14 protein-coding genes are annotated in these 15482 nt (G+C 71.8%); 8 read left to right on the forward strand and 6 right to left on the reverse strand.

All coding sequences use genetic code 11. The features are described 5' to 3' along the window. Nucleotides 1-31: 31 nt before the first annotated feature. The 5 genes from glgC to cphA all read left to right on the forward strand — a co-directional run bounded on the left by glgC (nt 32) and on the right by cphA (nt 7192). Entirely contained in the window at nt 32-1285 is a 1254-nt protein-coding gene (gene glgC / locus ACOJV7_RS12785) for a glucose-1-phosphate adenylyltransferase (RefSeq protein ID WP_420190590.1), read from the forward strand. Next, nucleotides 1282-2097 (forward strand): LLM class F420-dependent oxidoreductase, encoded by an 816-nt coding sequence (locus tag ACOJV7_RS12790; protein ID WP_420190591.1) that lies wholly within the window; start codon nt 1282-1284, stop codon nt 2095-2097. Before glgC ends, ACOJV7_RS12790 begins: the two co-directional genes overlap by 4 nt. 9 nt (nt 2098-2106) lie before the next feature. Beyond that, nucleotides 2107-3357, forward strand: a complete 1251-nt coding sequence (gene serB / locus ACOJV7_RS12795; protein WP_420190592.1) for a phosphoserine phosphatase SerB — start codon at nt 2107-2109, stop codon at nt 3355-3357. A gap of 19 nt (nt 3358-3376) precedes the next feature. After that, nucleotides 3377-4237 carry a cyanophycinase gene (locus ACOJV7_RS12800; RefSeq protein WP_420190593.1) on the forward strand — a complete coding sequence of 287 codons (861 nt, stop codon included), beginning with the start codon at nt 3377-3379 and terminating at the stop codon, nt 4235-4237. A 63-nt stretch (nt 4238-4300) separates the two neighbouring features. Further along, nucleotides 4301-7192, forward strand: a complete 2892-nt coding sequence (gene cphA, locus ACOJV7_RS12805; protein ID WP_420190594.1) for a cyanophycin synthetase — start codon at nt 4301-4303, stop codon at nt 7190-7192. Nucleotides 7193-7267: 75 nt separating this feature from the next. On the opposite strand, the gene ACOJV7_RS12810 is transcribed toward cphA, so the two are convergent. The 3 genes from ACOJV7_RS12810 to fabG are packed head-to-tail and all read right to left on the reverse strand — an operon-like array spanning nt 7268 to nt 11010. Beyond that, nucleotides 7268-9472 (reverse strand): tetratricopeptide repeat protein, encoded by a 2205-nt coding sequence (locus ACOJV7_RS12810; protein ID WP_420190595.1) that lies wholly within the window; start codon nt 9470-9472, stop codon nt 7268-7270. A gap of 27 nt (nt 9473-9499) precedes the next feature. Then, nucleotides 9500-10258, reverse strand: coding sequence for an enoyl-ACP reductase FabI (gene fabI / locus ACOJV7_RS12815; protein WP_035949736.1), 759 nt, complete (start codon nt 10256-10258; stop codon nt 9500-9502). A gap of 38 nt (nt 10259-10296) precedes the next feature. Next, complete coding sequence (gene fabG, locus ACOJV7_RS12820; RefSeq protein WP_420190596.1) at nt 10297-11010, reverse strand: 3-oxoacyl-ACP reductase FabG; 714 nt, start codon at nt 11008-11010, stop codon at nt 10297-10299. 100 nt (nt 11011-11110) lie between these two features. On the opposite strand from fabG, the gene ACOJV7_RS12825 reads away from it, so the two are divergent. Together ACOJV7_RS12825 and ACOJV7_RS12830 are read left to right on the forward strand one after the other, a co-directional pair. After that, complete coding sequence (locus ACOJV7_RS12825; protein ID WP_420190597.1) at nt 11111-11407, forward strand: DUF3099 domain-containing protein; 297 nt, start codon at nt 11111-11113, stop codon at nt 11405-11407. Then, a complete protein-coding gene (locus tag ACOJV7_RS12830; RefSeq protein ID WP_420190598.1) occupies nt 11404-11604 on the forward strand; it encodes a hypothetical protein in 201 nt (66 codons plus the stop codon). Before ACOJV7_RS12825 ends, ACOJV7_RS12830 begins: the two co-directional genes overlap by 4 nt. 12 nt (nt 11605-11616) lie before the next feature. On the opposite strand, the gene moaA is transcribed toward ACOJV7_RS12830, so the two are convergent. Next, nucleotides 11617-12627 (reverse strand): GTP 3',8-cyclase MoaA, encoded by a 1011-nt coding sequence (moaA, locus tag ACOJV7_RS12835; RefSeq protein WP_420190599.1) that lies wholly within the window; start codon nt 12625-12627, stop codon nt 11617-11619. 32 nt (nt 12628-12659) lie between these two features. Here moaA and ACOJV7_RS12840 point away from each other — a divergent pair, with 32 nt between their 5' ends. Further along, nucleotides 12660-13445: an SURF1 family cytochrome oxidase biogenesis protein gene (locus tag ACOJV7_RS12840; RefSeq protein WP_420190600.1), complete on the forward strand. Its 786-nt coding sequence runs from the start codon at nt 12660-12662 to the stop codon at nt 13443-13445. A 36-nt stretch (nt 13446-13481) separates the two neighbouring features. Here ACOJV7_RS12840 and ACOJV7_RS12845 read toward each other — a convergent pair whose 3' ends face one another. Together ACOJV7_RS12845 and ACOJV7_RS12850 are read right to left on the reverse strand one after the other, a co-directional pair. Continuing rightward, nucleotides 13482-14198, reverse strand: a complete 717-nt coding sequence (locus ACOJV7_RS12845; protein WP_420190601.1) for a class F sortase — start codon at nt 14196-14198, stop codon at nt 13482-13484. Continuing rightward, nucleotides 14198-15388: a hypothetical protein gene (locus tag ACOJV7_RS12850; protein WP_420190602.1), complete on the reverse strand. Its 1191-nt coding sequence runs from the start codon at nt 15386-15388 to the stop codon at nt 14198-14200. Before ACOJV7_RS12850 ends, ACOJV7_RS12845 begins: the two co-directional genes overlap by 1 nt. Between the last annotated feature and the right edge of the window lie 94 nt (nt 15389-15482).

The following is a 15482-nucleotide window of genomic DNA, read 5'->3' on the forward strand; positions in this document are numbered from 1 at the left end:
TCGGCGGCTCCGGTTCCACTAGGTTGGCTGCATGGCTTACCGCAGCGGTGGACCCAAGGTGCTCGTCATCGTTCTCGCAGGTGGAGAGGGCAAGCGGCTCATGCCCCTCACGGCCGACCGGGCCAAGCCTGCGGTGCCGTTCGGCGGCATCTACCGGCTCATCGACTTCGCGCTGAGCAACGTCGTCAACTCCGGCTACCTCAAGATCGTCGTGCTCACCCAGTACAAGTCGCACAGCCTCGACCGCCACGTGACCAAGACGTGGCGCATGTCGACGATGCTCGGCAACTACGTCGCGCCGATCCCGGCGCAGCAGCGCATCGACAAGTCCTGGTACCAGGGCAGCGCCGACGCGATCTTCCAGAGCCTCAACACCATCACCGACGAGCGCCCCGACATCGTCGTCGTCGTCGGGGCCGACCACGTCTACCGCATGGACTTCTCGCAGATGGTCGACCAGCACGTCGAGGCCGGTGCCGGGGTCACCGTGGCCGCGATCCGCCAGCCGATCGCGATGGCCGACCAGTTCGGCGTCATCGAGGTCGAGGCCGACGACCACACCCGCATCAAGGCGTTCCGCGAGAAGCCGGCCGACCCCGACGGCCTGCCCGACTCCCCCGACGAGATCCTGGCGTCGATGGGCAACTACGTCTTCGACGCCGACGTCCTCCAGGACGCCGTGACCCGCGACTCCGAGGACGAGGAGAGCTCCCACGACATGGGCGGTGACATCGTGCCCGCGCTCGTCAAGGAGGGCTCGGCCTACACCTACGACTTCAAGAAGAACGTCATCCCCGGTGGCACCGAGCGCGACCAGGGCTACTGGCGCGACGTCGGGACGATCGACTCCTACTTCGACGCCCACATGGACCTCATCTCGATCCACCCCGTCTTCAGCCTCTACAACTACGACTGGCCGCTCTTCACGAGCTACGGCCCGTACCCGCCGGCGAAGTTCGTCCACGGCGCCTCGGGCCGCTTCGGTGAGGCGCTCAACTCGATGGTCTCCCCCGGCGTCATCATCAGTGGCGCCCGGGTCAACGCGTCGGTGATCTCGCCCGACGTCAACGTCCACAGCTACACCGAGATCGACGACTCGGTGATCCTCGACGGCGTCGACATCGGCCGCAACTGCCGGGTGCGCCGGGCCATCATCGACAAGAACGTCCACCTCCCCGAGAACACCTCGATCGGGTTCGACGTCGAGCACGACCGGGCCCGGGGGTTCACGGTCACCGAGTCGGGCATCACCGTGGTCGGCAAGGGCACGGTCATCCAGCCGTGACGAGAGCGCGAGTCGGGGTCCAGCTCCAACCGCAGCACGCGGCATACGCGGACATCCGTCGCACGTGCGCGCGGCTCGAGGAGCTGGGCGTCGACGTCCTCTTCAACTGGGACCACTTCTTCCCGTTGAACGGCGACCCGGACGGCGCCCACTTCGAGTGCTGGACGATGCTCGGCGCGTGGGCCGAGGCGACCGAGCGCGTGGAGATCGGCGCCCTCGTCACCTGCAACTCCTACCGCAACCCGGATCTGCTCGCCGACATGGCGCGGACGGTCGACCACATCTCGGCGCGTGGCAGTGAGGGGCGGCTCATCCTCGGCATCGGCTCGGGGTGGTTCGAGCGCGACTACGACGAGTACGGCTACGAGTTCGGTCGCGCCGGCACCCGCCTCGACGCCCTCGACCGCGACCTGCCGCGGATCAAGGCCCGGTGGGAGCGGCTCAACCCGGCGCCGACCCGCTCGATCCCGGTGCTCGTCGGCGGCGGTGGCGAGCAGAAGACGCTGCGGATCGTCGCCGAGCAGGCCGACATCTGGCACGGCTTCGGCGGCGCCGAGACGATCGCGCACAAGCACGCGGTGCTCGACGACTGGTGCGCCAAGGTCGGTCGCGACCCCGCGACGATCGAACGCTCTGCCGGCGTCGCCATGCGACCGGGCCGGTTCCCGGAGGACGTGCCCGACTACGCGTCGAACGCCGATGCCCTGTATGCCGTCGGCACGCGCCTGTTCACCCTCGGCCTGAGCGGTCCCTACGCCGACCTCGGTCCGGTCCGTGATCTGCTCTCGTGGCGCGACGGCGTGAACTCCTAGCCTGTGCGCGTGACCCCGGAGCCCGAACCCGCACAGCCACCGGCCGACGCCCACCCCACCCTGCTCGTCACCCTCACCGGTGACGACCGCCCGGGTGTGACGAGCGCCCTCTTCGATGCCGTGGCGCCGACGGGTGCGCTCGTCCTCGACCTCGAGCAGGTGCTCGTCCGGGGGCAGCTGACGCTCGCGGCGCTGCTCCGGCCGATCGGTGACACCGCAGAGCTCGAGCCGGTGGTTCGCGGCGTCGGGGACCGGCTCGGTCTCGCCGTGCACGTCGTCGAGGGTCGTGGCGACAACCGCCGACGGCCGACGGGCCGAGCAGCGGTCGTCGTCCTCGGTGCCCCGCTGCAGGCCGCCGCGGTGGCCGCCGTGTCGCGCTCGATCGCCGCGCACGGCGCCAACATCGACCGCATCCGCCGTCTCTCGCGCTACCCAGTGACGACGCTCGAGCTCGACGTGAGCGGGGCCGACCTCGCCGCGCTGCGACGCGAGCTCTCCCTCGTCGCGGCGCAGGCGAGGGTCGACATCGCCGTGTCGCCGTCCGGGCTCGCCCGCCGCGGCCGGCGGCTCGTCGTCATGGACGTCGACTCCACGCTCATCCAGGACGAGGTCATCGAGCTGCTGGCCCGCCATGCCGGCCGGGAGAAGGAGGTCGCCGCCGTCACCGAGCGCGCGATGGCCGGGGAGCTCGACTTCGCCGAGAGCCTGCATGCGCGCGTCGCCACCCTCGAGGGGCTCGACGCCTCGGTGCTCGGCACCGTTCGCGACGCCGTGCGGCTCACCCCCGGTGCGCGCACCCTCGTCCGGACGCTCAAGCGGCTGGGCTTCACCGTCGCGCTCGTGTCCGGTGGTTTCATCGAGATCGTCCAGCCCATCGCCGACGAGCTCGACATCGACCACGCCCGCGCCAACCGCCTCGAGATCGTCGACGGGCGTCTGACCGGGCGGGTCCTCGGCGACGTCGTCGACCGTCAGGGCAAGGCCGCCGCGCTGCGCGAGTTCGCCGAGCTCGCCGGGCTGCCGCTCGCCCGGACGGTCGCCATCGGCGACGGTGCCAACGACCTCGACATGCTCGGCACGGCCGGGCTCGGCATCGCCTTCAACGCCAAGCCCGTCGTACGCGAGCAGGCCGACACCGCCGTCAACGTCCCCTATCTCGACGCCGTCCTCCACCTCCTCGGGATCACCCGCGAGGAGATCGAGGAGGCCGACGACGCCGACGGCACCCCGACGCCCGCGCCTGCGACCCCGCACGACTGACACCTCGTAGGCTGGCCCAATGCCCCGCTACCCGTCCGCGACACCGACGCTCTTCATCATCGGGGGCGCCGAGGACCGTGTCGGCCGAGCCGCGCTCCTGCGGCGTTTCGTGCGGATCACCGGTGGCCGCAAGGCGCGTCTCGTCGTCATCCCGACGGCGTCCTCCTTCCAGGACGAGGTCGTCTCCTCCTACACCGAGGTCTTCACCCGGTTCGGGGTCGAGAGCGTCGACGTCGTCAACCCGCAGTCGCGGCGCGACGCCCAGGACTCGGACGCCGTCGCCCTGGTCGACAACGCGACCGGCGTCTTCATGAGCGGCGGGTCGCAGCTGCGGCTGTCGCAGTACTTCCCCGGCACCCCGCTCGGCGACGCCCTGCACCGCGCGCACGCCCGCGGCACCGTCGTCGCCGGCACCTCGGCCGGTGCGTCGATCATGAGCGAGTTCATGATCTCGATGGGCGACGAGGGCATCACGCCCGTGCAGCGGGCCAGCCAGATCAGTGCCGGGCTGGGTCTGCTCAAGGGCGTCATCGTCGACCAGCACTTCGCCCAGCGCTCGCGCTACGGTCGGCTCATGTCCGTCGTCGCCTCGTCGCCGAGCCTGCTGGGGATCGGCATCGACGAGGACACGGCGATCGAGGTCGTCGACGGCTCCCGCTTCACCGTGCACGGGCGTGGGGGTGTCACGGTCATCGACTGCCGCGACGTCACGACCGACGCACCCGACGCGCGGCGCGGGGCACCACTGCTCGTCTCCGGGGCCGTGATCCACACTCTTCCGGCAGGGGCCACCTTCGACCTGGCGACGGCCACGCTCGTCGAGTTCGTCGAGCAGCACCCCGATGTGGGTGCCTCGCTCGCCGCCAGCTCCACCGACTGACCCGCCCCCCGCACCGACCCCGCACCGACCGCAAGGACCACCCACCCCACACCGAGGAGTCCGATGTCCGAGGACCGCCCGACCCCCACCGGCCCGGCCGCACCCGAGCTCACCATCGTCGAGTCCCGTGTCTACCGCGGCGGCAATGTCTGGTCCTACGACCCGGCGATCCACCTCGTCGTCGACCTCGGCATCCTCGAGCAGTACCCGACCGACCTCGTCGACGGGTTCACCGACCGGCTCGTCGAGCTCCTCCCCGGTCTCGAGAACCACACGTGCTCGCGCGGGGTCAAGGGCGGCTTCATCGAGCGGATGCGCGAGGGCACCTGGCTCGGGCACGTGAGCGAGCACATCGCGCTCCAGCTCCAGCAGGAGGCGGGCCACGACCAGCGTCGCGGCAAGACGCGTCAGGTCAAGGGCGTCCCGGGTCGCTACAACGTCATCTACGGCTACTCCGACGAGGGCGTGGGCCTCGCCGCGGGCAACCTGGCGGTGCGCCTCGTCAACCACCTCGTGCAGGAGGAGGAGGGCTTCGACTTCGACGAGGCCCTCGAGACCTTCCTCAAGCGCGCGGAGCGGACCGCCTTCGGCCCCTCGACCGCGGCCATCCTCGAGGAGGCGGTGAGCCGCGACATCCCCTACATCCGGCTCAACAGCGCGAGCCTCGTCCAGCTCGGCCAGGGCGTCCACGCCCAGCGCATCCGGGCCACGATGACGTCGAAGACCGGCGCCCTCGCCGTCGACATCGCCTCCGACAAGGACCTCACGACCAAGCTGCTCGGCTCAGCCGGCCTCCCCGTGCCCAAGCAGGAGACGGTGCGCGGTCCCAACGACGCCGTCGCCGCCGCCCGCAAGATCGGCTTCCCGGTCGTCGTCAAGCCGCTCGACGGCAACCACGGCCGCGGGGTGTGCCTCGACCTCCAGAGCGACGACGAGGTGCGCGAGGCCTTCGAGGTGGCCCGCGAGCAGTCGCGCCGCGGCTGGGTCATCGTCGAGTCCTTCGTCACCGGCAAGGACTACCGCTGCCTCATCGTCGGTGGCCGGATGCAGGCCATCGCCGAGCGCGTCCCCGCGCATGTCGTCGGCGATGGCGAGCACACCGTGTCCGAGCTCGTCGACATCACGAACGCCGACCCGCGGCGTGGCGTCGGGCACGAGAAGGTCCTCACCCGGATCAAGGTGGACGGGGCCGCCGAGGCGCTCGTCCGCGACCAGGGCTTCGAGATGGACGCCGTCCCGCCGCAGGGCACGATGGTCAAGCTCGCCCTCACCGGCAACATGTCGACCGGCGGCATCTCGGTCGACCGGACCTTCGACGCCCACCCGGACAACGTCGAGATCGCCGAGGAGGCCGCCCGCATGGTCGGGCTCGACGTCGCCGGCATCGACTTCATCTGCCCCGACATCGCCTCCCCCGTCCGCGAGACCGGCGGCGCCATCTGCGAGGTCAACGCCGCCCCCGGGTTCCGGATGCACACCCACCCGACGATCGGCGAGCCGCAGTTCATCGCACGGCCCGTCGTCGACCTGCTCTTCCCGCCCGGCGCGCCCTCGCGCGTGCCGATCGTCGCGGTCACCGGCACCAACGGCAAGACGACGACCTCGCGGATGATCGCCCACATCATGAAGGGCGTCGGCCGCAAGGTCGGCATGACCTCGACCGACGGCATCGTCGTCGACGAGCGGCTGGTCTTCAAGGCCGACGCCTCCGGCCCGAAGTCCGCCCGCATGGTCCTCCAGAACCCCCGGGTCGACTTCGCCGTCATGGAGGTCGCCCGCGGCGGCATCCTGCGCGAGGGCCTCGGCTACGACCGCAACGACGTCGCCGTCGTCACCAACATCGCTCCCGACCACCTCGGACTGCGCGGCATCGACACCGTCGAGCAGCTCGCCGACGTCAAGGCCGTCATCGTCGAGGCGGTGCCGCGCAACGGGTTCGCCGTCCTCAACGCCGACGACAAGCTCGTCCGCAAGATGCGCCGCAAGTGCTCCGGCTCGGTCGTCTGGTTCACCATGTCGGCCCCGGGCACCCCCGTGCGCGACTTCGTCGACGACCACTGCCGCCGTGGCGGTCGCGCGGTCGTCCTCGAGCCGTCCGACAAGGGCGACATGATCGTCATCCGCCACGGCCGCCGGGCCATGCAGCTCGCCTGGACCCACCTCCTGCCCGCGACCTTCGGCGGCACGGCGATGTTCAACGTCGCCAACGCCATGGCAGCCGCAGGTGCGGCCTTCGCCGTCGGCACCGGGCTGCACGAGATCCGCCAGGGCCTGCGGACCTTCTCGACGAGCTACTACCTCTCCCCCGGCCGCATGAACCAGGTCAACGTCAACAACATCGACGTCATCGTCGACTACTGCCACAACGCCCCCGGCATGAAGGTCCTCGGCGAGTTCGTCGAGCGCTACGCCGACGCCAAGGCGGGCTCGAGCGACCTCGGCAAGATCTCGCGGCTCGGTGTCATCGCCACCGCCGGAGACCGGCGCGACGAGGACATGCGCGAGCTCGGCTCCCTCGCCGCACAGCACTTCGACGTCCTCGTCGTCCGTGAGGACGAGCGGCTCCGCGGCCGCAAGCCCGGCGAGACCGCCGGCTTCGTCGCCGACGGGGCCAAGGCCGCGATGGCCGACGGCGCGCGCTGCCGCCAGGTCGAGATCGTCACCGACGAGCTCTCCGCAGTGCGCCACGTCATGGCCCGCGCCAACCCCGGCGACATCGTCGTCGTCTGTGTCGACCAGCACGGCGTCGTCATGAACGAGCTGGAGACGATGACCAAGCAGGCCCAGCCGGGCACGCGCACCGCCGACTCGCTGGCCGACCCGGATCTCGACCCGGGCACCCTCTCGGCCGAGGCGCAGGTGAGCGGCGAGGAGGCCACCGACCAGGACCTCGCGGACCACGACCTCGGCGAGGTGGATCCCGAGGCGTCGCACGCGGGCTCGACCACGCAGTGACGACACAGGCCGCCAGACCCCGTTGGCGGGTCGGGCGGCCTTGTCGTCACCCTCCCAGCAGGTGCGGGTCGGTCGTCACCTCACGCCCTGCTCCAGCTCCTTCGCGTATGCCGTGAGCGAGCGTCGGTAGCGCAGCACGTCCTCGTCGGTGCTGGCCTGCGCGACGGCCGACAGCAGCCCGCCGAGCGCGTCGGCGGACCGGCCCGCCGAGTGCAGGGCGAGGGCGCGGAAGGCGGCGATGCCGACGGACTCGGGCCGGTCGGCGGCGAGCTCGTCGAGCAGGCGCACCGCCTCCTCGTGCTCGCCGACATTGCGCAGCGACGACGCGAGCTGGATGACGGCCCGGTGGCGGTAGGGCTCGCGCAGGCCGGCGTCGAGCGCCTCACGGTAGAGCTCGACCGCCCGCTGCTCCTGCCCGGCGGAGTCGAAGGTTCCGGCGTACTCGTAGGTGATCCGGGCGTCGCCCGGGTAGCTCGCGTGCAGTGCCGCCCCGGTCTCGATGCGACGATGCGCGTCCTCATCGGCCCACAGCTCGGCGATGGCCTCCTCGGCCTCGTGCTCACCACGGGAGGCGATGACCTTGCGGCGGATGTCGGCCGCGTCGTCGGCGACCGCGCCGACCTCGGCGAGCCAGTCGTAGATCGCCTGCCTCTCGGCGTGGCACATGATCGCGACGACGTCACCGTCGTGCGCCGCCTCGACGAGCGCCTGGAGCCCGGCCAGCTCGGTCGTGTAGGACGCGATGTCGGCGACGCCGGCGCGCTGCAGCCCCACACGCAGGTGGGACTCGAGCTCCTCCATCGACCGACCGCGCAGGTAGTGCGCCTTGTGCGCCGCGACGACGTGGTCGGCCCGGTGCCCGGCGATCTCGCCCAGGTTCTCGAGGATCTCGTCGGTGCGGTCACCGGCCGCGCCGAGACCGAGATGGATCCGCGAGCCGGGCGCGACGAGACCCTCGGCGACGTCCATGAGGGCGTCGAGGCCGGCCTCGTTGTGCGCAAGGTCGACGACGACCGTGCAGTCGCCGCCCAGTCCCGCCTTCGCGGTGTAGGTGTTCATGCGCCCCGGGTTGAGCGACGCGTCGGGCCGGAACGAGCGCAGCCCTTCGACCACGGCGGCCCGGTCGATGCCCAGCCCGAGCGCCGCCGCAGCCGCGGCGAGGACGTTGGCGACGTTGTGCCGCGAGAGGCCGCTGATCGTCATCGGGACGTCGACGATCGGGACGAGACGGTCCGGCATACCCGAGTCGCTCAGGACGGTGACGTGGTCGTCGAGCACGGTGATCGCCCGGCCGCCGGCTCCGAGGGCCTCGCGGATCGCCGGTGAGTTGGGGTCGAGCGTGAAGACCCACGGCTTCGCCGGCGAGCCGGTGCGCATCGCCCAGACGCGGGGGTCGTCGCCGTTGAGGACCGTCCACCCCTCCGGGCGCGTGGCGCGGGTGATGATCGCCTTGACCTCGGCGAGCTGGTCGACGGTGTCGACGCCGTGCAGGCCGAGGTGGTCGGCCGAGACGTTGGTGACGACGGAGACGTCGTTGTGGGACACCCCGAGCCCCTTGAGCAGCATGCCTCCGCGCGCCGTCTCGAGGATGCCTATCTCGACACCGGGCGCGCCGAGCACACCGCGCGCACCGGCGGGCCCCGAGAAGTCGCCGGGCTCGAGCATCTCGCCGTGGTCGACGACGCCGTCGGTCGAGCTCCATGCCGTGTGCTTGCCCGCCGTCATGGCGATGTGGGCGAGCAGACGGGTCGTCGACGTCTTGCCGTTCGTGCCGGTCACCGAGGCGACGGGGATCCGAGGCGTGACGATGCGCGGCGGCGGTCCGTCCGGGGCCGACCGGACGAGCTCGGCCTGCTGCTCGATGACGTCGTCACCGCGCAGCCACGCCTCGAGCACCGGTGCCACGGACTCCCCGAGCGCCTGCGCGGAGCCGCGCCGGCGCCACACGAACGACACGACGACGACCGAGAGCTCCGTGCCGGGTCGCGACCGCACGCCGAGCCGGCTCGTGCCCGATGCGCGGGACACCTGCCGGACGGCCCGCTCCGCCAGCCGCGCGACGACCCGCTGCCGCTGCTCGGTGTGCGGGTCGCCCACCTGGGCGCCCCCGAGTCCCGCTGTGCGCGCGACACCGGCGAGCGTCTCTCGGTCGGCGTCGACGTATGCCGTGAGGTCGAGCGTGACCTTGACCGCCGGCCTCGGGAAGTAGAGGTTGGGCCCCTCGAGGACCCGGACCTCGGTCGCGGTCACGGCAGGGGCGGCGTGCAGGTCGCTGGTCACCCGGCGAGCCTAGTTGTCCTCCTGGGCTCAGATGCCCATCGCGTGGACGCCACCGTCGACGTGGACGATCTCGCCCGTCGTCGCGGGGAACCAGTCCGACAGCAGGGCCGCGCAGGCCTTCGCGGCGGGCACGGCGTCGTTGACGTCCCAGCCCAGCGGTGCCCGCTCGTCCCACGAGTCCTCGAAGGTCTGGAACCCCGGGATCGACTTCGCGGCGGTCGTGCGGATCGGCCCGGCGGCGACGAGGTTGCAGCGCACGCCCTTCGGACCGAGGTCGCGGGCGAGGTAGCGGTTCGTCGACTCGAACGCCGCCTTCGCGACGCCCATCCAGTCGTAGACCGGCCAGGCGAACTTCGCGTCGAACGTCAGGCCGACCACGGACGAGCCGGGCGACATGAGCGGCAGCGCGGCGACGGCGAGCGACTTGAGCGAGTAGGCCGAGGCGTGCATCGCCGTCGACACGTCCTCGAAGGTCCCCTCGAGGAAGTTGAAGGCGCCCTGCGGCGCGAAGCCGATCGAGTGCAGCACGCCGTCGAGCCCGTCGACGTGCTCACGCAGCCGCTCCGCGAGGGTATCGAGGTGCTCGGTGTCGGTGACGTCGAGCTCGACCACCGGCGGCGTGGTCGGCAGCCGCTTGGCGATCGTCGACGTGATCTTCATCGTCCGCCCGAAGGACGTGAGCACGACCTCGGCGCCCTGCTCCTGCGCCAGCTTGGCGACGTGGAAGGCGATCGAGGAGTCCATGAGGACTCCCGTGATGAGCAGCTTCTTGCCCTCGAGCAGCATCGGTGTCGTTCTCCTGGGTGAGGTGGGGGTGGAGGTGGTCAGTGGCCCATGCCGAGGCCGCCGTCGACGGGGATGACCGCCCCGGTGACGTAGGCGGCGTCGTCGGACGCAAGGAAGCGGACGACGGCGGCGACCTCGCTCGCCTGCGCGAACCGTCCCGCCGGTATGCCGGCCTTGTAGGTCTTCTGCGTCTCCTCCGGCAGCGCGGCGGTCATGTCGGTCTCGATGAACCCGGGTGCGACGACGTTGGCGGTGATGCCACGACCACCGAGCTCGCGGGTCACCGAGCGCGCGAGGCCCACGAGCGCGGCCTTGCTCGCGGCGTAGTTGGTCTGGCCCGGACCGCCGTAGAGGCCGACGACGCTCGAGATGAGGATGATGCGCCCACCGCGGGCCTTGATCATCCCGGTGCTCGCCCGCCGCACGCAGCGGAAGGTGCCGGCGAGGTTGGTGTCGATGACGGCGTCGAAGTCCTCGTCGCTCATCCGCATGAGCAGGCCGTCCTTGGTGATGCCGGCGTTGGCCACGAGCACCTGCACCGGGCCGCCGAAGACCTCCTCCGCCGCGGTGAACGCCGCGTCCACGGAGGCGGTGTCGGTGACGTCGCAGGTCACCGCGCGCAGGCCGTCGGGCGCCTGCCCGTTGCGGCTCGTCACGATGACGGAGTCCCCGGCGTCGGCGAAGGCCTTGGCGATCGCCAGACCGATCCCTCGGTTGCCCCCGGTGACGAGGACGTTGCGTGCGTGGCTCATGGCGCACGACGCTAGTGGACTACCGATGGGTAGCCCGCATCGCCTCGACCGGGCGTCCACGGCGCGGGAGGCACTCAGGAAGCGGACGTAGAGTGAGGTGGTGAGCACGGCCCGTCGACCCGACCCGAGCGTCCAGTCGGTGACGACTGCGCCCCGCAAGGCGGCCGACGACCTCAACGCCCGGATGAAGCAGTACCTCGTGACGATGGGGATTCGCACCGCCTGCTTCGTCCTCGCCTTCCTCACCTCCGGGTGGGTGCGCTGGACGTGCGTGGCCCTCGCGGTCGTCCTCCCCTACATCGCCGTCGTCTTCGCCAACGCGCGCTCGCCGCGCGCGGCCGGCCGGCTCGCCCCCGTCACCCCGCGCGACCCCCACCGTCGCCAGATCGACTCGTGACCTGCAGCGCCAAGGGGTGCCGTCTGGAGGCGGCGTGGGCCCTGCTCTGGAACAACCCCAAGCTCCACACCGCCGAGCGCCGCAAGGTGTGGCTGGCCTGCGACGAGCACCGCGTCACCCTCGGCGACTTCCTCTCGCTGCGCGGCTTCCTCCGCGAGACCGTGCCGGTCGACGAGATCCCCGCCGACGCCGGCTGAGCGGCCGCCCGGTCAGCCGCCGATGGCGCTCATGGGACGCAGCGGCTGGACGAAGCCCTCGCTGCCGATCCCGTGCCCCTTGGCCTTGCGCCACATCTCGCCGGTGATGAGGTCGGCGAGCTCGGCGTCGCTCGCTCCCTCGCGCATCGGCCCACGCAGGTCGGTCTCGCGCTGCGAGAAGAGGCAGTTGCGCACCTGACCGTCGGCCGTGAGCCTGGTCCGGTCGCAGGCCCCGCAGAAGGGCGCGGTGACGCTGGCGACGATCCCGACCGTCGCGGGTCCACCGTCGACGAGGAACCGCTCGGCCGGGGCGCTCCCCCGCTCCGCGGCCGGCAGCGGGGTGATGGCGAACCTCTCGGAGAGCCGCTCGCGGAGCTCCTCCGACGAGATCATCGTCGAGGCGTCCCAGCCGTGCTGCGCGTCGAGGGGCATCTGCTCGATGAAGCGCAGCTCGTAGCCACGCTCGAGGCACCAGGCGAGCAGGTCGGCCACCGACGTGTCGTTGACCCCCCTCATGGCGACCGCGTTGACCTTGACCGGTGTCAGGCCCGCCTCGCGTGCCGCCACGAGACCCGCCTCGACGTCGGCGAGCCGGTTCCGGCGGGTGAGCGCCGCGAACTCGGCCGGGTCGACCGTGTCGAGGCTGACGTTGACGCGGTCGAGACCGGCGGCCGCCAGCGGTGCGGCGAGGCGGTCGAGACCGACGCCGTTGGTCGTCATCGCGATGCGCGGGCGTGGCTCGAGATCGGCGATCCGCCCGACGAGGTCGACGAGCGAGCGGCGCAGCAGCGGCTCGCCGCCGGTGAGCCGCACCTGCTCGACCCCGAGCTGGACGAAGATCCCCACCAGCCGGACGAGCTCGTCGTCGGTGAGCATCTCGGGCTTGGCGAGCCACGGCAGACCCTCGGCCGGCATGCAGTAGCGGCAGCGGAGGTTGCACCGGTCGGTGACCGAGACCCGCAGGTCCCGCGCGACGCGACCGTGACGGTCCGCGAGGCGTGCGGTGTGCGGGGCGGCGGACATGCCCTCAGCGTATGCCGGGTAGCGTGACTCGCGTGCTCCGGCGTCTGCTCACCCCTCGCTGGCTGGGCGCACTGGCACTCGCCGCGCTGTATGCCGTCGGCGCCTACCAGCTCGGTCACTGGCAGTACGGCCGGCACGAGTTCAAGGTCGAGCGCAACGCCCTGCTCGACGCCCACTACCGGGCTGACCCCGTTCCCGCGACCACGGTGCTCGGCGACGAGCCGGTCGACCGGGCCGAGGACGACTGGACACGAGTGAGCGCAGTGGGGCGTTACGACGGTGAGCAGCTCCTCGTCCGCAACCGGCCCAACAACAACGTCTTCGGCTACGAGGTCCTCGCTCCCCTCGTCCTCGACGACGGCCGGACCGTCGTCGTCGACCGCGGCTGGGTGCCCAACTCCGAGCGCGGCGCATCCGTACGGCCCGAGGTCCCGGATGCCCCCTCCGGCGAGATCTCGGTCGTGGGGTGGGTGCGTCCGCTCGAGACCACCCAGCGCAAGACCCTGCCCGAGGGTCAGGTGGCGAACATCAGCCTGCCCGATGTCGAGTCGGCCTGGGGTCGCGACGTCCTCGACGGCTACGTCGTCCTCGACAGCGAGCGGGCGGCGGATGGTTCGACACCGGCGCGGCCCCAGCCGCTCGAGCGCCCGGACCGCAGCCTGGGCCCGCACCAGGCCTACGCGTTCCAGTGGTGGCTCTCGATGCCGGTCGGCCTGCTGCTCATCTGGCTGGGCATCCGCCGTGAGCTGCGCGAGGAGGACCTCGACCGGCCCGTCAAGCCCAAGAAGGTCCGGATCTGGGACGAGGAGGACTACTGAGCCGTCGGCTCGACGTCGGTGGCGGGGAACACCGGATCAGGTCGCCTCGGCGACGACGACGTAGTTGGCGACCCGGTGGCCGTCCTTGCGGAAGCCGAGGTCGTCGTCGCACGTGATGAGGACGAGCCTTCGCTGCGAGCCGTTCTCGCCCCACACCTCCGCGTCGCGGGTGAGGTCGGCCTTGTCCACGACGCGTACCCGCGTCACCGCGTAGGTGCGCACGTCGGAGCCGGACCGCACGAGCAGCTCGTGGCCGACGCGCACCGAGGACAGGTCGGCGAAGACGTCACGCTTGCCGTAGGCCGAGACGTGGCCCGCCACAACGGCGGTGCCGACGGCGCCGGGCTCGACCCGGCCGAACCCCCGGACCCACGTCGCACGGCCGGCGGGCGGCACGATGCGTCCCGACGCGCTCACTCCACCAGCCTTCACGGCAAGGTCGAGTCCGATCGAGGGCACCTCGAGCCGCAGTCCCGACACCGCGGGCGGCAGGGCCGTCGACGCGACAGTCCTCGGCATCGAGCCGGCTTCGGGCAGTGGCCGGCCCTCGGTCGTGCCGAGGGCCGGGGCCGTCGTGGTCGCGCGCGGGACCGGGGAGGGAGAGGTCCTGGTTCCCTGCGCGACGACCCGGGTGACCGAGGAGGCGGTGGTGGGCTCCGCCCCTCCCCGCTCCGGGCCGAGCCCGAGCACGAGGAGGAGTCCGCCCACCACCAGGGCGGCGACGCCCCCGACAACGAGAGGGCGTCCGGACATCAGGGGAGCTGCCGTCCTCGTCGAGCGCCGAGGAGGGTCGCACCAGCGCCGAGCAGGGCCAGGGCCGAGCCGCCTCCGACGAGCACCGACTGCGGGCCTGGCGCCGACACGAGGTCGGTCTCGACGACCGGTCCGGTGGGCTGCACCTCGGGCTCACCGCCGGGCACGGGCACCGAGGGAGTCTCGGTGATGTCCGGGGTCGGCGTCGCGGTCTCGGTGACCGTCGGGGTCGGGGTGACCTCCGGGCCACCGGTCTCGGACACCGTCGGCGTCGGGGTGACCTCCGGGCCACCGGTCTCGGTGACCGTCGGGGTCGGAGTGACCTCCGGACCACCGGTCTCGGTGACCGTCGGCGTGGGGATCGTCACCGTCGGCGTCGGGGTGACCTCCGGGCCACCCGTCTCGGTGACCGTCGGCGTCGGAGTGACCTCCGGGCCACCCGTCTCGGTGACCGTCGGCGTCGGGGTGACCTCCGGGCCACCCGTCTCGGTGACCGTCGGCGTCGGGGTGACCTCCGGGCCACCCGTCTCGGTGACCGACGGCGTCGGGGTGACCTCCGGCCCACCCGTCTCGGTGACCGTCGGCGTCGGGGTGACCTCCGGGCCACCCGTCTCGGTGACCGTCGGCGTCGGGGTGACCTCCGGGCCACCCGTCTCGGTGACCGACGGCGTCGGGGTGACCTCCGGCCCACCCGTCTCGGTGACGCTGGGCGTCGCCGACGGGGTGGTGCTGGCCTCGTCCGTGGGGGTGACCTCGGGGCTGGCCGTCGGGGCCACGCTGGGCGTCACCGTCGGGGTGGCGGTGGGCGTCGGCTCGGTGCCGGTCTCCGCGCCGAGGCAGTCGACAGGGGCGACGTCGCCGGTCGGCACACCGCGGCCGTCGGTCTCCCAGTTGTCGTGCCAGTTGAGCCCCGGGTAGGACACCGGGTTCTCGCCCTTGCCGTCCGTGTGCAGGAACGGCGGGATGACGTTGCGTCCGCTGCCCGCCTGGCCCTTGCCGTCGAGGATCGACTGGGCGTCGACGGTGATGACGACCCATTTGTCCTCGGCGCCGGTCGCGTGGCAGATGGTGACCTTCGCCTTCGAGTCGGCCTGGGCCGCCCCCGCCATGGCGATGGTGGCGGCGACACCCCCGACCAGAGCCAGCCCGAGGGCTGTGCTGGTGATCGAGCGAGTGGCGTCCTGAGTCATGTGGTGGTCCCCTCCGGGTGTCAGAGTGCATGCACGGGTGGTGCATCCGTGCCCATGCTTATGACTCATGGGTAACCACCGTCGGAAAATCCCG

Origin of the sequence: Knoellia tibetensis (assembly GCF_048606415.1) — a bacterium.
Lineage (GTDB): Bacteria > Actinomycetota > Actinomycetes > Actinomycetales > Dermatophilaceae > Knoellia > Knoellia tibetensis.